Below are 15,841 nucleotides of genomic sequence, written 5' to 3'. Positions count from 1 at the left end.
CAAGGCCGAGGCCGGTTGCCCACACTTGATCGGAAATCGTCGTCTCCACCGCTCGGGTCGTGGCGGGAGATCTAACATTTGTGCCGCACGGGGCCAATCGCCCCGGACAGTCCACCCGCAGCAATATGAGGCACGGTAGCTCCCCCGGGTGCCGACCCTACAGGCGGCGCAGTGCCACGGTCTCGATGCGGTGGCTGGCGCCCTTGGCGAGGATCAGGCTCGCACGCTGGCGGGTCGGAAGGATATTGTCGCGGAGATTCGGCAAATTGATGGTCGTCCAGAGATTGTCGGCGATCTCCAGGGCTTCGGCCTCCGTAACCTCGGCGTAGCGCCGGAAGTAGGACAGTGGATCGCGGAACGCGGTCTGGCGTAGGCGCAGGAAGCGGTTGACGTACCAGCGGTGGAGGTCGTCCTCGTGGCCGTCGAGGTAGATCGAGAAGTCGAAGAAGTCGGAGACGAACGGAATCGCGGTGCCGTCGCGGGGCAGGCGCGCCGGTTGGAGGACGTTGAGGCCCTCGACGATGAGGATGTCGGGGGATTCCACAACCCGTTCCTCGCCCGGTACGACGTCATAGACGAGGTGCGAGTAGAGCGGGGCGGCGACACGTTTCTTGCCCGCCTTGATATCCGTGAGGAAGCGCAGGAGTGCTGCGGTGTCGTAGCTCTCCGGGAAGCCCTTGCGCTCCATGGCGCCCATGGCCTTCAGCTCGGCGTTGGGCAGCAGGAAGCCGTCGGTGGTGATGAGGTCGACCTTCGGCGTATTGGGCCAGCGTGCCAGCAGGGCTTTCAGCACCCGGGCGGTGGTGGACTTGCCGACCGCGACCGAACCGGCGACCCCGATGATGTACGGGACCTTGGCCTCGCGCTCGGCCATGAGGAAGCGCTGGGTCGCCTTGAACAGGCCTTGCGTCGCCGCGACGTAGAGGGAGAGCAGGCGCGACAGCGGCAGGTAGATCGCCTCGACCTCCTCCACCGAGATCGGATCGTTGAGGGATTGCAGGCGGGTCACGTCCTCGGCGGTGAGTGTGAGGGGCGTGTCGGCGCGCAGCTGCGCCCATTCCTCGCGGGTGAAGAGGCGGTAGGGCGAGAGCCGCTCGGGACCGAAGCCGGTGACGGGGTCCTGCCCAACGGCCGGATCACGCTCAGGCGAGGGCCCCACGGCAGCATTCTCGCTCACGTGTGCCTCCGGGCCGCCTTCTCGGCGATCCCGCTCTGTGCGGTGCGCCGTTCCAGCTCGGCCATGACTTCGTCGAGGGCGACGCCACCGGCCCGCAGCAGCACGACGAGGTGATAGAGCACGTCCGCCGCCTCGCTCACGAGACCGGCGTGGTCGCCCTGCACCGCAGCGATGGCCGCCTCGACGGCTTCCTCGCCGAGTTTCTTGGCGGGCTTGGCCGGCCCGCCAGCGAGGAGCTTGGCGGTGTAGGATTGGTCGGCCGGGGCCGCGGCGCGGGCCGCGACGAGGGCGTCCAGATCGGCGAGGGTGAACTGGGTCATACGGTCCTGGATTCCGGCGGGCCGGACTTATCGTTCCACCCGACGGCGGGCGGTTGCATTCCTGATCATGCGGCAAGAGCCGCTTCCAGGCCTCGCGTCAAGCGTCGCGGCGCATGGAAAGACCTGCCGCCGCCATATGGGCCTTGGCCTCACCGACGCTGTGCTGCCCGAAATGGAAGATCGAAGCGGCCAGGACCGCGCTGGCATGGCCGTCGCGCACTCCGGCCACGAGGTCGTCGAGGCTGCCGACGCCGCCGGACGCGATCACCGGCACGCTCACGGCATCCGCGATGGCACGGGTCAGGGCGAGATCGTAGCCCGAGCGCATCCCATCGCGGTCCATGGAGGTGACCAGGAGTTCGCCGGCCCCGAGGGCCGTCACCGTGCGGGCGAACGCGATGGCGTCGAGCCCCGTGGGCTTGCGGCCGCCATGGGTGAAGATCTGCCAGGCGTCGGGTTCGCCTGGAGCCGACGTACGCTTGGCGTCGATGGCGACGACGATGCACTGGCTGCCGAATTTTTCCGCCCCGCGTGCGACGAAATCGGGGTCGTTGACGGCGGCCGTGTTGATGGAGACCTTGTCGGCCCCGGCCAGCAGCAGGGTGCGGATGTCGGTCACCGTGCGGATGCCGCCGCCGACGGTGAGGGGCATGAAGCAGGCTTCGGCCGTGCGGCTGACGACGTCGAGGAGCGTGCCCCGATCCTCATGGCTCGCGGTGATGTCGAGGAAGCAGAGCTCGTCGGCTCCGGCCGCATCATAGGCCTTCGCCGCTTCGACGGGATCGCCGGCGTCGCGCAGTTCGAGGAACTGGACGCCCTTCACCACCCGGCCGTCCTTGACGTCGAGGCAGGGGATGATGCGGGTCTTGAGCATGGGCGTCCCTCCTGACGGTGCGGTCAGGCCGCCGATCTTCCCTTGGCCTTCGCGATGGCGGCCAGGGCCTCGCGCGGGTCGATCCGGCCATCGTAGAGCGCACGGCCGGTGATGGCCCCCGCGAGCAGAGCGCAATCCGGCTCGAGGATGCGGTGGACATCGTCGATGGAGGCGAGGCCTCCGGAGGCGATCACCGGAATCGTCACGGCGCGGGCAAGGCCGAGGGTCATCTCGATGTTGAGGCCCTTGAGGATGCCGTCGCGGGCGATGTCCGTGTAGATGAGCGCCGCGACGCCGGCATCCTCGAACCGGCGCCCGAGTTCCTCCGCGGTCATGCTGGAGGTGGTGGCCCACCCCTCGACGGCGACGCGGCCGTCCTTGGCGTCGATGCCGACGGCGATCCTGCCCGGATAGAGCCGGGCCGCCTCATGGACGAAAGCGGGATCGCGCACGGCCGCCGTTCCGATGATGACCCGGCTGACGCCCTTGGCGAGCCAGGCCTCCAGGGTCTTCATTTCGCGGATGCCGCCGCCGAGCTGCACAGGCAGCTTGGTCCGGGCGAGGATCGCATCCACGGCGTCGGCGTTCATCGGCGCGCCGGCGAACGCCCCGTCGAGGTCGACCACGTGGAGCCATGGGAAACCCTGCTCCTCGAAGACGGCCGCCTGGGCGGCCGGATCGTCGCTGAACACGATGGCCTGGGCCATGTCGCCCTGTACGAGGCGAACGCAGCGCCCTTCCTTGAGATCGATGGCCGGAAACAGGATCACGCGTCGGTTCGCTTTCGAATCGTTCGGTGGATGAGGGCGGTCCCCGATCAGGGACGCCACGCCAGAAAGTTCGCCAGAAGGGCAAGGCCGAGGTGCTGGCTCTTCTCGGGATGGAACTGGGTGCCGGCGATGTTGTCCCGTGCCACCATGGCGGTCACCGGGCCGCCGTAATCACTGTGGGCGACGGTGTCGGACGCCTGCGCCGGATGCAATGCGAAGCTGTGGACGAAATAGGCGTGCAGGCCGTTCTCGCCGAGGGGAATACCGGACAGCAGGGGGTGGTCGCGGTCGGGCGCCAAGGTGTTCCAACCCATGTGCGGCACCTTCAGCGCCGGATCGGACGGGCGGATCGGGCCGACATCGCCGGAGATCCAATCGAGCCCGGGCGTGGTGGCGTATTCGAGCCCCCGTGTCGCCAAGAGCTGCATGCCGACGCATATACCGAGGAACGGTCGGGCGCGGACCTTGGCCGCATGTGTCATGGCATCGACCATGCCCGGCACGGCGTCGAGGCCGGCGCGGCAATCGGCATAGGCGCCCACGCCCGGCAGCACGACGCGGTCGGCGCCCGCGACGATCTCGGCTTGCGAGGTCAACACGATGCGGGTGTCGTCGAGGCCAGCTTCTCGGGCGGCGCGTTCGAAGGCCTTCGCCGCCGAATGCAGGTTGCCCGAGCCGTAATCGATGATCGCGACGGTTTGTCCGCTCACCGCCGGCCCTCACTCGTGGGGAACATCCCGATGGCGACCTCGCTCGGGCGGGAGGTGACGTTCGCGTAAGGGACCGGCGCCGGACGCGGCGGGACGACACCGTCGAACCAACGGTTCGCGGCCTTCATCTCGGCCTCTTCCAAGCTTGCGGCCAGGACGGCGTCACGCACGGGTCGGCCCCTGCGGGCGTAGGTCCAGCGACGGAGGGACGAGGCTTCCAGCCCGATCAGAAGCAGCACCAGCAGGGTGACCACCAGGCCGGCGAATGGGTTCAGGGCGGCCATGCGGCCGAGATAGGCCGTGGCGACGAGGAGGACCAAGACGCCGAGCGCCGCCAGCCACAGCCGATGAAACAGAAACCACAGCGGTCCGAAGGCGAAGGCCGTCCACGAGAAGCCATCGGGCACGAGATGCGCGCGCTCGAGACCATGGGCCTCACCCGTCTGGGCGTCCCGGTCAAGGTGCAGCGTGTAGGTGCGCATGGCGTGTCCTCTCCTGCGACCTGACCGGTCAGAGCGAGCCCTTGGTCGAGGGGACGCGGCCGCCCTCGCGCGGATCGATGGAGACGGCCTGCCGCAAGGCGCGGGCCAGACCCTTGAAGCAGCTTTCGGCGATGTGATGGGCGTTGTCGCCGTACAGCGTTTCGATGTGGAGGGTGATGCCGGCATTCATGGCGAAGGCCTGGAACCACTCACGCACGAGTTCGGTGTCGAACTGGCCGATCTTCTCGACCCGGAAGGCGGTGCGGAAGACGAGGAACGGCCGCCCGGAGATGTCCACGGCGACCCGTGTCAGCGCTTCGTCCATGGGCAGGTGGATGTCCGCGTAGCGCGCGATGCCGCGCTTGTCGGCGAGCGCCTGGGCGAAGGCCTGTCCGAGGGCGATGCCGGCATCCTCGGTGGTGTGGTGCTGGTCGACATGGAGGTCGCCCGTCACACGGACCTCGATGTCGAACAGGGCGTGGCGCGCCAGCAATTCTAGCATGTGATCGAGAAAGCCGACGCCCGTCGCGATGGTGGCGCGGCCGGTCCCGTCGAGATTGACCGCGACGTGGACGTCGGTCTCCGCCGTGCGGCGGTCGATACTGGCGGCGCGCATGCCTGAAATTTGCTCTTGTGACGTCGGATCTTGGGAACGAACCCGCCTTCTAGAGCCAACGAGGCCCGCCTGTGAAGGGAGCGGGCTCGCGATTCATCGGGCGATTCGATCGAATGCGCCCCGGACCCGAGGGCGGATCAGCCGTTCAATACCCGGCCCGCGACGGCGTCGAGTTTGGCGAGCAGGGCCGGATCGCGCTGGGCCGGTGCGGTCATGATGGCTCCGTCGAGGGCATGGTCGGAGCCCATGGGGCAGGCCTCGCGCTCCTGTGGAAAGTCGCGGGCGAGCCGCGCGACGAGGCGGGCGGCCTTGTCCGCGTTGGCACGCGCGACGGCGACCACGGCAGCGACGTCCACGGCATCATGGCTCGGATGCCAGCAGTCAAAATCCGTCACCATGGCGATGGTCGCATAGGTGATCTCCGCCTCACGAGCGAGCTTGGCTTCCGGCATGTTGGTCATGCCGATCACGTCGTAGCCCTGCGCCTTGTAGGTGGTGGATTCGGCGTAGGACGAGAATTGCGGGCCTTCCATGCAGACGTAGGTACCGCCGCGATGGACCGCGATCTCTTCCGCCTGCGCCGCCTCCGCGATGCGGTTCTGCAAGGCCGGGCCGACGGGGTGGGCCAGGGACACGTGGGCGACGCAGCCGTTACCGAAGAACGAGGACGCGCGGCCATGGGTACGGTCGACGAACTGGTCGACCAGGACGAACAACCCCGGGTGGAGTTCGCTGCGGAACGAGCCGCAGGCCGAGAGCGACACGAGGTCGGTGACGCCGGCGCGCTTCATGGCGTCGATGTTGGCGCGGTAGTTGATGCCGGAGGGCGACAGGCGGTGGCCGCGTCCGTGGCGGGCGAGGAACACCACCTGGGTCTCGCCGATCCGGCCGATGCGGAGCGCATCAGAGGGCTCGCCCCAGGGGGATTGCACCGCCTCTTCGCGCACGTCTTCCAGACCCGGCAGATCATAGACCCCGGACCCGCCCATCACGCCGAGTACCGCTTGCGACATTCTCATGGCTCCATACAGCGAGCGCCGGTCGCCCCCCAGGGGGACGCCGGCGCTGTGGTGTTTCGGTGGGAACGAGGCTCGTGTCGAGCCCCGGTCGGCGCGCGTGGCTAGTAGGTCTTGTGCAGTTCCGGCTGGAGGCCGTGAACCTCGCCGCCGACCTTCGCCCAGATCTTCTTTTTGACGTAGTAGAGCAGGCCGGAAAGCACGATAAGGAACAGGATCACCCGTAGACCCAGTGCCTTGCGCGCCATCATGTGCGGCTCGGCGGTCCAGGCCATGAACGCGGCGACGTCCGTGGCGTACTGGCTGACCGTCTCGGGTACCACCGGCTCGCCCTTGTCGGTCTTCGCGTAGGTGACCTGCCCGTCGCTTAACGGCTTCGGCATCGCGATGAGATGTCCAGGATAGTACTTGTTGTAGTACGTGCCCGCCGGAACTTCCTTGCCGGCCGGCGGGTCCTCGTAGCCGTCGAGCACGGCATGGATGTAGTCGACGCCGTGTTCGGTGTAGCCGACGACGGGCAGAGCATCGGTGAGGAACTTCGGGAAGCCGCGCTCGAAGGTGCGGGCCTTGGCGAGCACCGAGAAATCCGGCGGCGCCTTGCCGCCATTGGCGGCCGCGGCCGCCTTCTCGTTGGGGAACGGCGACGGGAAGGCATCGGCGGCCCGGGCGGGGCGCTCGGCATCCTCACCGGAATCGTTCTGTTCCTTGACCTTGTACTCAGCCGCCAGCGCCTTGACCTGGCTGGCGCTGAAGCCCGGTCCGCCCGGCTCCGCAAGGTTGCGGAACCGTACGAGGCTCATGCCGTGGCAGCTCGAACAGACTTCACGGTAGACCTGGAAGCCGCGCTGCAACTGCGCCTGATCGAACCGGCCGAACATGCCGGCGAAGCTCCACGTCTGACGCGCCGGCTGCGGAGCGCCATGCTCCTCTTCCGCCGAAGCCATGGTGATGCCGAGGGTGGCCGCGACGAGGGTCGCGGCGAGGAGGCGGGTCGTTTTCATGGTTCTCAAAAGTCCCCTGCCCTCAACCCTTGGACGACGGTGCGGCCGTGGCCCCGGCCGGCATGCCGGACCCGGAGACCTGCTTGCCCGGACCGGTGACGCTCTCGAGGATCGAGTCCGGCAGTCGGTCGGGTGTCTCGAAGAGGCCGACGAGGGGCATCACGACCAGGAAGTGAAGGAAGTAGTAGGCCGTGCACAGGCGTGCGGCGATGACGTAGCCACCCTCCGGCGGCTTGGCGCCGAGCCAGCCGAGCAGGATCGTGACCACCACGAACAGCCAGAAGAACTGACGGTAGATCGGACGGTAATTGGCCGAGCGCACCCGCGAGGTGTCGAGCCACGGCGCGAAGGCCAGGATGATCACCGCGCTGAACATCAGGATCACGCCGCCGAGCTTGTCCGGCACCGCGCGCAGGATCGCGTAGAACGGCAGGAAGTACCATTCCGGCACGATGTGGGCCGGGGTCACGGCGGCGTTGGCCGGGACGTAGTTGTCGGCGTGGCCGAGGTAGTTCGGCTGGTAGAAGATCCAGTAGGCGAAGAAGATGCCGAACACCACGGTGGCGAACACATCCTTCACGGTGGCGTAGGGCGTGAACGGGACCGCATCCTTGCTCGACTTGATCGGGATGCCGGCGGGATTGTTCTGTCCGGTGACATGCAGCGCCCAGACGTGGAGCACGACGACGCCGAGGATCATGAACGGCAGAAGGTAGTGTAGCGAGAAGAAGCGGTTGAGGGTCGGGCTACCGACCGAGTAGCCGCCCCAGAGCAGGCTCTGCACCGTCTCGCCGACGATCGGAATCGCGCCGAGGATGCTGGTGATGACGGTGGCGCCCCAGAAGCTCATCTGGCCCCACGGCAGGGTGTAGCCGAGGAAGGCGGTGGCCATCATCAGCAGATAGATGATCACGCCGAGGATGTAGAGGATCTCGCGCGGGGCCTTGTACGAGCCGTAGTACAGCGCCCGGAACATGTGGATGTAGACCGCGACGAAGAACATCGACGCGCCGTTGGCGTGCATGTAGCGCAGGAGCCAGCCGTAATTCACGTCACGCATGATGTGCTCGACGGAATTGAAGGCGTTGGCGGCCGACGGATCGTAGTGCATCGCCAGCCAGATGCCGGTGACGATCTGCGACATCAGCATGGCGATGAGGATCGCGCCGAAGGTCCAGAAATAGTTGAGGTTGCGTGGCACCGGGAAGGCGACGAACGACGAATGCACCAGCCCGACCAGGGGGAGCCGCGATTCGAACCACTTCGCCACGCGGCTCTTCGGAACGTAGGTGTTGGCGTGTGCGCTCATGGGGCTACCCGCTTCGAAAACTGTTGCATGAAATTCCGTCGCCCTTCGTCAGGCCGCAGCTTTGCCACCCTCTTCGCCGATCCGGATCTTCGCGTCCGTCTCGAAGGCGTAGGGCGGGACCGGCAGGTTCGTCGGAGCGGGACCGCGGCGGACGCGGCCGGAGGTGTCGTAGAGGGACCCGTGGCAGGGGCACGACCAACCCTCGTACTGGCCCTGATGGCCGATCGGCACGCAACCCAGATGAGTGCAGTTGCCGTAGACCACGAGCCACTTGGCGTGACCCTCCTTGACCCGGGCGGCGTCGGCCTGCGGATCGATGAGATCGGCCATCGGCACGGCGGCGGCCTCCTTGATCTCCTTCTCCGTCCGGTGACGCACGAAGATGAGCTTGCCGCGCCAGAATACGTTGACGATCTGGCCCTCCTGGATCGGCGACAGGTCGACTTCGAGGGGGGCGCCGGCCGCGATGGTCTCCGCATCGGGCGCCATGGAGGCGACGAAGGGCCAGGCCAGGGCGCCGGCGCCGACGGCAAGGGCCGCGCCGGTAGCGAGGAACATGAAGTCGCGCCGCGTGCCGTCCGTCCCCGGCACGGTCCCGTCGGCATTGACGACCGGGTTCGCCGAGGGGTTCGCCAAGGGGGTCGCCGAGTGGTTCGCCAAGTGTCGGACTCCGAGCAAGGATACGGGTGCGGCCACCGCCCGTTGAGCGGACCCTGGCCGGCCGGGACATTAGAGGCTTTCGAAGGAAAGTCAGCCCGCCGGAGGCAAGCACCCTCCGGCAATTTTTTGCAATGCGACCCCGCGTCACCGGAAGTTCACCGGACGGGATTTGTCACAGAAGCGTGCCCTTGAGGATCAGCATCGCCATCGAGAAGTAGATGACCAGTCCGGTCACATCCACGAGGGTGGCGACGAAGGGGGCGGAGGCCGTCGCCGGGTCGAAGCCGAGGCGCTGGAGCAGGAACGGCAGCATCGAGCCCGTCAGCGATCCGAAGGTGACGATGCCGACCAGCGCCGCGCCGACGGTGGCGGCCACGAGGGGCCAATGCACGCCGTAATCGTAAAGGCCGGTCTTCTGCCACACGACGATTCGGACGATACCGATGAGGCCGAGGATCGCCCCGAGGACGAGGCCCGTCGGCAACTCGCGGGCCGCCACCCGCCACCAGTCGCGCAGGCGGATCTCACGGAGAGCCAGCGCGCGGATGAGGAGCGAGGTCGCCTGACTGCCCGAATTGCCGCCCGAACTCATGATGAGGGGGATGAACAGGGTCAGGACGATGGCCTTCTCGAGTTCGCCCTCGAAGCCCTGCATGGCGGTGGCGGTCATCATCTCGCCGAGGAACAGGGCACAGAGCCAGCCGGCCCGTTTCCGGATCATCGTGAAGAAGCCGATATCCATGTAGGGCTCGGGCAGGGCTTCCATGCCGCCGAAGCGCTGCACGTCCTGTGTCTGCTTCTCGACCATGGCGTCGATCATGTCGTCCACGGTGACGATGCCGATAAGGTGGCCCACCGCGTCGATGACGGGTAGCGCGAGCAGATCGTATTTGGAGATCAGGCGGGCCGCCTCTTCGCGGCTTGCCGTTGGTGAGACCGCGAGTGGGCGCCGATCAGGGGCGACGGACAGCACATTGTCCTGCGGATCGCCCGAGATGAGACGGCGCAGGGGCACCGCTTTGGTCAGCGCGCGGGTGCGCGGATCGAGGACGAAGATCGCGTAGATGGTCTCGCGGGTCTTCTCGACGTGGCGAACGTGGTCGAGGGTCTGCCCGATCGTCCAGTCGCCCGGCACGGTGACGAATTCGGTGGTCATCAGCGAGCCGACGCTCTCCTCGCCGTAGGCACTGAGGCGGTCGACGGCGCCGCGCGTCTCTGCGTCGAGACGCGCGCGCAGGTCCGAGCGTCCGGGCTCCTCGATCTCGCGGAAGATGTCGGTGATGCGGTCGGCCGACATGCCCGAGAGGTAGGAGGCGACGCGGTCGCGCGGCAGCATCTCGATGATGTCGGCGGCGCAGTCGAGTTCGGGTTGATCGAGAACCTCGACGGCGCGGTCGTGCGGCAGCCCCAACAGAATCGCGGCGGCGACTTCGGGCGCCTCTTCGTTCAGGGCCTCGACGATGTCGGGCGCGCGCTCGTCGGACAGGCGGGCGGCGAGCACCGAGGGGTCGACGTTGGGTGGAGCGAAAAGGATCGCGTTCATGGGCTCACCTCGCGCGGGGGCGCACGGCCAAGGGCACACAGCCCTGGACGACCAGGGTCGGTGAGCCGCCCCGGATCCCGTTCAGGATTCTGGGGAGACCCCGCTCGCGGCCGCGCAGGGCGCGGAAGATCGTCGTGGAGTGTCGCTGGGCATTGGCTGGCTTGAAGGAGTGCCCGATCAGCTCGGCCGGGATGCGACGAGTCGCGCGTCCCGGCACGACCGGTGGGCGGCGCGTGAGTGCGCCCGCGAGCCCCAGCCGTCAAGCCGAAGATGCGAGGCGCTCCAACACTTTCGACCGAGATACAATCTCACCGGAACCGGTTGCGATGCGATTTGGCCGCGGATCGCGGACAGGGACGCGCATCATTGTGGCACCATATCGCCGGGGCTGCCGCTTCGCCGGCGGGCTGGGCGATCCCAGGGCTCCCGGTCTCGATCTATGAGAAATATAAGTGTAGCGCCCACTTGTATTGCGCCCAATGTAACGGCATATCAAGGGCGTCGAACACGAAGGAGTTCAGCCATGAAGTGGTCCGCCCCCGTCGTTCAAGAGATCTGCGTCGGCATGGAAGTCACCAGCTACGAGTCGGCAGAAATCGATCCCTTCAACTGAGGGATCGGCGCCCCTCGGGGTGTCAGCTAAACCCGCCCAACCTCAACTAGGAGAAACACCATGAAGTGGTCTGCCCCCATCGTCCAGGAAATCTGCGTCGGCATGGAAGTCACCAGCTACGAGTCCGCCGAGATCGACACCTTCAACTAAGAAGGTCGTCGCCCGGAAGGGGGTGCCGCTCGAGAAAGCGGCACCCCTTTTTCATTGCGTCGGACGCCATGACGAAAAGGCCCGGACCGTATGCGGTCCGGGCCTTTTCGTGTCTCTTGCAGCGTCCGCGGGGTCTCGCCTAGAGGCGGTAGCGGATCTGGTCGGTCCAGAAACGCTCGAGCCGGCTCAGAGCCACGTTCATCCGGCCGAAATCGTCGTCCGAGATGCCGCCGATGGGCTGGATGGTGCGGGCGTGCTTGTCGTAGAGGCTCTGGATGATGTCGTGGATCTGCCGGCCCTTGTCGGTCAGGCTGATGCGAACGGAGCGGCGGTCCGTGGTCGAGCGGGCATGGTGGAGGTAGCCGGCCTCGACGAGTTTCTTGACGTTGTAGGAGACGTTGGAGCCGAGGTAGTAGCCCTTGGTGCGCAGCTCGCTCGCGGTGAGCTCCTTGTCGCCGATGTTGTAGAGCAACAGGGCCTGGACGCTGTTGACGTCCTCACGATCGCGGCGCTCGAACTCGTCCTTGATCACGTCGAGGAGGCGGCGGTGCAGGCGCTCGACGAGGTGGAGGGCTTCGAGGTACGAGCCGTGGACGGAGCCGGCTTCGGAAGCAGTATTGGTGTCGATAACCTTGGCTGCCTGGGACTTCATCGCGGGCCTCGTCAGATGTTCGGGGTGCAGGGCCGGTGTTCGTTGCCACCGCTCATGAACCCAACCTAGGCGCCACGGATGAAAGACGGTTTAAGCGATAGGATGAATTTGCGATTTACCTCTGTCGGTAAATGCAAGATGAAGTGATTGTCGTAAGGTCTCGTTTACCGGATTTCCCGCGCGGCCAGCCAGGACAAGATGAAGTAGATCACCACGATGCTTGCCTGAAGTCCAAGATAAGGCACCGACATCGGCAGTAGATGCGGTGTGAGGATTGCGAGCGTCAGGGCACTGCTGGCCGCGAGTAGCCACACCACGCCGCCCCACGCGCTCGTCAGCCACAGGCCCACCGCCGCCATGGCGTCGATGACGGCGAAGTAGACGATCACCGTCTGGCGGGTCACCGGCTCGGCCTCGAAGGGCCGCGCGCCCGGCAGCACGTCGAGGATCGACGCCCAGGTCGCCACCGCCTTTGCGAGCCAGACCAGGGCGGTCAAGCGCATGAACCACACCAGCACCACGTCCCATCCGGTCTGGTGCGGGCGCGGCGAACGCTCGATCCGGTCGCCGCCGACCTCGCTCGCGCGCCCACGGCCATCCCGCGTCGCGCCTACCTTCGTCAAGCTCCGCACGGCCGGTCTATCCCTATGGTTCGGTTCGCGGCGCAGGGCCGCCGGTAGGGTCAAACGCGCGCGCGATGGCCGCGTGATCGACGGCGTCGAGGCTGGCCGGCTGCCAGGCCGGCGCGCCGTCCTTGTCGATGAGAGCGGCGCGTACGCCTTCGAAGAAGTCGTGTCCGTGCATCAGGAACGCGGCGAGCCGGGTCTCCGCGGCGATGCACTCGGCAAAGCTCAGGGTCGCGCCGCGCCGCATCTGCGCATGGGCGATGCACAGGCTGGTGGGGGAACGGCTCCGCAGCAGAGCGGCAGTGTCCGCCGCGAAGGTCGAGCCCTGTGCCGCCGCACCGTCGAGACGGGCGAGGATATCGGCCACGCTCGGTGCGCCAAAGCAGGCGTCGATGAGGGCGCGCTCGACGACCATCGGTCCCGTGGGAGGCGGCGCATCCGCGTGCGCCCCGAGGACCGCATCGATACTGTCTCCCTCGCCGAGCGCTGACACGATGGCATCGAACCCGTCCGCGCGGACATGGTGGGTGGCGAGGCCGAGGGCGAGGGCGTCGCCAGCCCCGATGGTCGCTCCGGTGAGCGCAAGGTAGGTTCCGGTCCGGCCGGGCAGGCGCGGCAGAACGTAGGTCATGCCGACATCGGGGAAGAAGCCGATGCCGACTTCCGGCATGGCGAAGCCGTACCCGTCCGAAGCGACCCGGTGGCTGCCATGGACGGAAAGCCCGTTGCCGCCGCCCATGACGAGTCCCCCGATGAGGGAGACGATGGGCTTCGGGTAGGATTGGATGAAGCCGTCGAGGCCGTACTCGCCGTGCCAGAAGGCATCGACCTCCGTGTGTCCCCCGGCTTTGGCGGAGGTGTAGACGGCGCGTACGTCGCCGCCGGCACAGAAAGCGCGTTTGCCGGCGCCGCGCAGGACGATCCTGGTGACGGCGTCGTCGGTCTCCCAGACGCTCAACTGCGCATGCATCGCCCGGATCATGTCGAGCGTCAGGGCATTGAGGGCGCGCGGTCGATTCAGGGTCACGAGGCCTACCGCCCCGTGCCGCTCGAACAGAATGTCCGCCTCGCCTTCGCCCGCCATCGTCCGCCTTCTCTGTTTCCGGTCGGGTCGCTTTAACGGAGTTTCGGCCCTGTGCGTCAATCGCCGGGTGAAACCGCGTGCCGATCGCGCTTGTGGCAATGGGCCGGGTTTCGGAGGCTTTTGCGGATGTGGTAGTCCGGCTGACCCCGCGTTCCGGCGACGCCGCGAGTTGCAAAGCCCGAGTTCCAAAGCCCATGCCCGACGAATTGCCGACCCCGCGTCCCCTCGCCGTCGAAGCCGCGGCGGAGAGCGCCCGCCCCACGGGCCTCGGCATCACCCAGCGCCCGCGCCGCAACCGCAAGGCCGCGTGGTCGCGCCGCCTCGTGCGCGAACATACCCTCACGGTGGACGACCTGATCTGGCCGCTCTTCGTCATCGAAGGCTCCGGCCGGCGCGAGCCCATCGCGTCGATGCCGGGCGTCGAGCGGCTCAGCGTCGACGAGATCGTGCGCGCGGCCGAGGGGGCCGCGCGGCTCGGCATCCCGGCGATCTCGTTCTTTCCCTACACCGAGCCGAGCCTGCGCGACCCCACGGGGTCCGAATCCCTCAACCGGGACAACCTCGTGTGCCGGGCCGTGCGGGCGGTCAAGAAGGCGGTGCCCGAGCTCGGCCTGATGACCGATGTCGCCCTCGATCCCTACACAAGCCACGGTCACGACGGCCTCCTTCAGGACGGCGCCATCCTCAACGACGAGACCGTGGCGCTCCTCGTCGAGCAAAGCCTGATCCAAGCGGAGGCGGGGGCGGACATCATCGCACCGTCCGACATGATGGACGGGCGCGTCGGCGCCATCCGGGCCGGTCTCGACCGGGCGGGATTCCGCGATGTTCAGATCATGGCCTACGCGGCGAAATACGCCTCCGCCTTCTACGGCCCCTTCCGCGATGCCATCGGCACCCAGGCGGCCCTGATCGGCGACAAGCGTACCTACCAGATGGATCCGGGCAACTCGTCCGAGGCGCTACGCGAGGTCGCCCTCGATCTCGCGGAGGGGGCCGATTCGGTGATGGTGAAGCCCGGTCTGCCCTACCTCGACATCATCCGGCGGGTGAAGGACGAATTTGGGGTGCCCACCTTCGCCTATCAGGTGTCGGGCGAGTACGCGATGATCGAGGCTGCGGCCCGCAACGGCTGGCTCGACGGCGAGCGCGCCATGGTCGAGAGCCTGCTGGCGTTCAAGCGCGCGGGTGCCGATGGCGTGCTGACGTATTACGCGCCCCGCGTGGCCGAGCGGCTGCGCGCCGGGGCGTGAGACGGGTCGGCTTCGGACTCGCCGCTCTCGCTCTTCTCGCGGCCTGCGAGAGTTCCGTCGACCGGCAGCGGGCCACCCTCTGCCGCCGGGCGGTCCCGGCCCTGGCGCCACAGGGCACCGTTCCGAAGATCCTGCGGGTCGGCAGCGGGCCGACGCCCGCCGATCTCCGGGTCGATTACGCCGTCACCGGGCAGGCCACCCAGGCCGCGCGCCAGCGCTGGATCGTGTGCGGCTTCGGACAGGGGGCCGAACTCCTGACCGTCATCACCGAGCATGGACCCCTGAACGGCGCAGCGCTCTACCTGCTGAAGCAGTATTACTTGAACACGCCGGAGGCCGCCGCCGCCGATCCAGGGGCGTCGGCTCCCTGACACGTCTCTCGGACCGGTTGATCTTGAGATTCGGTAGTCCCGCGCCCACTTGGAAATCACCGAACGCCGCCCCGCCCGAGGAGCGCCTCATGCTTGACTCCCCCACCGGTTACGCCACCCGCCCCGAGACCCCCTATGGCTCACCCATGGCTCTGCCTGTGGTGCGGGCGAGCCTCGGCGCACGCGCGGTCGCCTACCTGCTCGACATCCTGTTCATCTTCGGGTTCACGGCCCTCCTGACCCTCCTGATCACCGTCGTGGGCGCCCTCACGTTCGGCCTCGGCTGGACCTTGTTCGCGGTGCTGCCGGCGAGCGGCATCCTCTACAGCGCCGTGACGGTCGGCGGCGCCGGCCAGGGCACCTGGGGCATGCGGATGATGGGCCTGCGCGTGGTCAACCAGACGGGCACGCGGGTGGATATGATCACGGCGGCGATCCATGCCCTGCTGTTCTACGTGGCGATCTCGACCTTTCTGCTCTGGGCCCTCGACATCGTCGTCGGTCTGGTGCGTCCCGACCGCCGGCTCGGCCATGACATCCTCCTCGGCCTCGCCGTGGTGCGTCCGGCCTGAGGAAATTCCGCGCGGGAGCGTTTCCGGGTGTTGAGCCGGCCG

At 67.4% G+C, this 15,841-nt stretch carries 20 protein-coding genes; 5 read left to right on the top strand and 15 right to left on the bottom strand.

What is annotated here, in order from left to right; genetic code table 11:
• Positions 1-157: 157 nt before the first annotated feature.
• From coaA to mgtE, 12 genes are all read right to left on the bottom strand, one after another.
• Positions 158-1,177 carry a type I pantothenate kinase gene (coaA, locus tag ASF52_RS16600; protein WP_056174385.1) on the bottom strand — a complete coding sequence of 340 codons (1,020 nt, stop codon included), beginning with the start codon at positions 1,175-1,177 and terminating at the stop codon, positions 158-160.
• On the bottom strand, positions 1,174-1,497 hold the full coding sequence (locus ASF52_RS16595; protein WP_056174383.1) for a phosphoribosyl-ATP diphosphatase: 324 nt from the start codon (positions 1,495-1,497) through the stop codon (positions 1,174-1,176). Before ASF52_RS16595 ends, coaA begins: the two co-directional genes overlap by 4 nt.
• Before the next feature lie 97 nt (positions 1,498-1,594).
• A complete protein-coding gene (hisF, locus tag ASF52_RS16590) occupies positions 1,595-2,371 on the bottom strand; it encodes an imidazole glycerol phosphate synthase subunit HisF (protein ID WP_056174381.1) in 777 nt (258 codons plus the stop codon).
• A 23-nt stretch (positions 2,372-2,394) separates the two neighbouring features.
• Positions 2,395-3,141 carry a 1-(5-phosphoribosyl)-5-[(5-phosphoribosylamino)methylideneamino]imidazole-4-carboxamide isomerase gene (gene hisA / locus ASF52_RS16585; protein ID WP_056174970.1) on the bottom strand — a complete coding sequence of 249 codons (747 nt, stop codon included), beginning with the start codon at positions 3,139-3,141 and terminating at the stop codon, positions 2,395-2,397.
• Positions 3,142-3,188: 47 nt separating this feature from the next.
• On the bottom strand, positions 3,189-3,851 hold the full coding sequence (gene hisH / locus ASF52_RS16580; RefSeq protein ID WP_056174379.1) for an imidazole glycerol phosphate synthase subunit HisH: 663 nt from the start codon (positions 3,849-3,851) through the stop codon (positions 3,189-3,191).
• Positions 3,848-4,333, bottom strand: a complete 486-nt coding sequence (locus tag ASF52_RS16575; RefSeq protein WP_056174377.1) for a DUF2628 domain-containing protein — start codon at positions 4,331-4,333, stop codon at positions 3,848-3,850. Before ASF52_RS16575 ends, hisH begins: the two co-directional genes overlap by 4 nt.
• 28 nt (positions 4,334-4,361) lie before the next feature.
• The gene (gene hisB / locus ASF52_RS16570; protein ID WP_056174374.1) at positions 4,362-4,949 is read right to left on the bottom strand and encodes an imidazoleglycerol-phosphate dehydratase HisB; all 588 of its coding nucleotides are present in this window, start codon (positions 4,947-4,949) and stop codon (positions 4,362-4,364) included.
• A gap of 137 nt (positions 4,950-5,086) precedes the next feature.
• Positions 5,087-5,962 carry an S-methyl-5'-thioadenosine phosphorylase gene (locus ASF52_RS16565; protein ID WP_056174373.1) on the bottom strand — a complete coding sequence of 292 codons (876 nt, stop codon included), beginning with the start codon at positions 5,960-5,962 and terminating at the stop codon, positions 5,087-5,089.
• Positions 5,963-6,069: 107 nt separating this feature from the next.
• Positions 6,070-6,966, bottom strand: coding sequence for a cytochrome c1 (locus ASF52_RS16560; RefSeq protein WP_056174371.1), 897 nt, complete (start codon positions 6,964-6,966; stop codon positions 6,070-6,072).
• 22 nt (positions 6,967-6,988) lie between these two features.
• Positions 6,989-8,275 carry a cytochrome b gene (locus ASF52_RS16555; protein ID WP_056174369.1) on the bottom strand — a complete coding sequence of 429 codons (1,287 nt, stop codon included), beginning with the start codon at positions 8,273-8,275 and terminating at the stop codon, positions 6,989-6,991.
• Positions 8,276-8,323: 48 nt separating this feature from the next.
• Entirely contained in the window at positions 8,324-8,866 is a 543-nt protein-coding gene (gene petA / locus ASF52_RS16550) for a ubiquinol-cytochrome c reductase iron-sulfur subunit (RefSeq protein WP_056174967.1), read from the bottom strand.
• 241 nt (positions 8,867-9,107) lie between these two features.
• Entirely contained in the window at positions 9,108-10,478 is a 1,371-nt protein-coding gene (gene mgtE, locus ASF52_RS16545; protein ID WP_056174367.1) for a magnesium transporter, read from the bottom strand.
• A gap of 523 nt (positions 10,479-11,001) precedes the next feature.
• Between mgtE and pqqA (ASF52_RS16540) the strand changes: the two genes are divergently transcribed.
• Positions 11,002-11,091 carry a pyrroloquinoline quinone precursor peptide PqqA gene (gene pqqA / locus ASF52_RS16540; RefSeq protein ID WP_055952695.1) on the top strand — a complete coding sequence of 30 codons (90 nt, stop codon included), beginning with the start codon at positions 11,002-11,004 and terminating at the stop codon, positions 11,089-11,091.
• 60 nt (positions 11,092-11,151) lie between these two features.
• On the top strand, positions 11,152-11,241 hold the full coding sequence (gene pqqA / locus ASF52_RS16535; RefSeq protein ID WP_056092902.1) for a pyrroloquinoline quinone precursor peptide PqqA: 90 nt from the start codon (positions 11,152-11,154) through the stop codon (positions 11,239-11,241).
• A gap of 139 nt (positions 11,242-11,380) precedes the next feature.
• Here pqqA (ASF52_RS16535) and ldtR read toward each other — a convergent pair whose 3' ends face one another.
• The 3 genes from ldtR to ASF52_RS16520 all read right to left on the bottom strand — a co-directional run bounded on the left by ldtR (position 11,381) and on the right by ASF52_RS16520 (position 13,603).
• On the bottom strand, positions 11,381-11,893 hold the full coding sequence (ldtR, locus tag ASF52_RS16530; RefSeq protein WP_056174365.1) for a transcriptional regulator LdtR: 513 nt from the start codon (positions 11,891-11,893) through the stop codon (positions 11,381-11,383).
• A 164-nt stretch (positions 11,894-12,057) separates the two neighbouring features.
• Positions 12,058-12,525: a DUF6163 family protein gene (locus ASF52_RS16525; RefSeq protein WP_056174363.1), complete on the bottom strand. Its 468-nt coding sequence runs from the start codon at positions 12,523-12,525 to the stop codon at positions 12,058-12,060.
• A 13-nt stretch (positions 12,526-12,538) separates the two neighbouring features.
• Positions 12,539-13,603, bottom strand: a complete 1,065-nt coding sequence (locus ASF52_RS16520; RefSeq protein WP_056174360.1) for an enoyl-CoA hydratase/isomerase family protein — start codon at positions 13,601-13,603, stop codon at positions 12,539-12,541.
• 194 nt (positions 13,604-13,797) lie between these two features.
• Here ASF52_RS16520 and hemB point away from each other — a divergent pair, with 194 nt between their 5' ends.
• From hemB to ASF52_RS16505, 3 genes are all read left to right on the top strand, one after another.
• Positions 13,798-14,856 (top strand): porphobilinogen synthase, encoded by a 1,059-nt coding sequence (gene hemB / locus ASF52_RS16515; protein ID WP_056174358.1) that lies wholly within the window; start codon positions 13,798-13,800, stop codon positions 14,854-14,856.
• Positions 14,853-15,227 carry a hypothetical protein gene (locus tag ASF52_RS16510; protein WP_056174356.1) on the top strand — a complete coding sequence of 125 codons (375 nt, stop codon included), beginning with the start codon at positions 14,853-14,855 and terminating at the stop codon, positions 15,225-15,227. Before hemB ends, ASF52_RS16510 begins: the two co-directional genes overlap by 4 nt.
• Before the next feature lie 89 nt (positions 15,228-15,316).
• On the top strand, positions 15,317-15,799 hold the full coding sequence (locus tag ASF52_RS16505) for an RDD family protein (protein ID WP_056174354.1): 483 nt from the start codon (positions 15,317-15,319) through the stop codon (positions 15,797-15,799).
• The last annotated feature ends 42 nt before the right edge of the window (positions 15,800-15,841 follow it).

It is taken from the genome of Methylobacterium sp. Leaf112, assembly GCF_001423295.1.
GTDB lineage: Bacteria > Pseudomonadota > Alphaproteobacteria > Rhizobiales > Beijerinckiaceae > Methylobacterium.
The sequence above is the reverse complement of the archived record's forward strand: the minus strand, read 5'-3'. Positions and strand labels throughout refer to the sequence as shown.

Coding starts and splice junctions, on each gene's coding strand:
- ASF52_RS16595 (WP_056174383.1), bottom strand. CDS start 1,497: ATGACCCAGTTCACCCTCGCCGATCTGGACGCCCTCGTCGCGGCCCGC.
- hisF (WP_056174381.1), bottom strand. CDS start 2,371: ATGCTCAAGACCCGCATCATCCCCTGCCTCGACGTCAAGGACGGCCGG.
- ASF52_RS16575 (WP_056174377.1), bottom strand. CDS start 4,333: ATGCGCACCTACACGCTGCACCTTGACCGGGACGCCCAGACGGGTGAG.
- hisB (WP_056174374.1), bottom strand. CDS start 4,949: ATGCGCGCCGCCAGTATCGACCGCCGCACGGCGGAGACCGACGTCCAC.
- ASF52_RS16565 (WP_056174373.1), bottom strand. CDS start 5,962: ATGTCGCAAGCGGTACTCGGCGTGATGGGCGGGTCCGGGGTCTATGAT.
- ASF52_RS16560 (WP_056174371.1), bottom strand. CDS start 6,966: ATGAAAACGACCCGCCTCCTCGCCGCGACCCTCGTCGCGGCCACCCTC.
- ASF52_RS16555 (WP_056174369.1), bottom strand. CDS start 8,275: ATGAGCGCACACGCCAACACCTACGTTCCGAAGAGCCGCGTGGCGAAG.
- mgtE (WP_056174367.1), bottom strand. CDS start 10,478: ATGAACGCGATCCTTTTCGCTCCACCCAACGTCGACCCCTCGGTGCTC.
- pqqA (WP_055952695.1), top strand. CDS start 11,002: ATGAAGTGGTCCGCCCCCGTCGTTCAAGAGATCTGCGTCGGCATGGAA.
- pqqA (WP_056092902.1), top strand. CDS start 11,152: ATGAAGTGGTCTGCCCCCATCGTCCAGGAAATCTGCGTCGGCATGGAA.
- ldtR (WP_056174365.1), bottom strand. CDS start 11,893: ATGAAGTCCCAGGCAGCCAAGGTTATCGACACCAATACTGCTTCCGAA.
- ASF52_RS16520 (WP_056174360.1), bottom strand. CDS start 13,603: ATGGCGGGCGAAGGCGAGGCGGACATTCTGTTCGAGCGGCACGGGGCG.
- hemB (WP_056174358.1), top strand. CDS start 13,798: ATGCCCGACGAATTGCCGACCCCGCGTCCCCTCGCCGTCGAAGCCGCG.
- ASF52_RS16505 (WP_056174354.1), top strand. CDS start 15,317: ATGCTTGACTCCCCCACCGGTTACGCCACCCGCCCCGAGACCCCCTAT.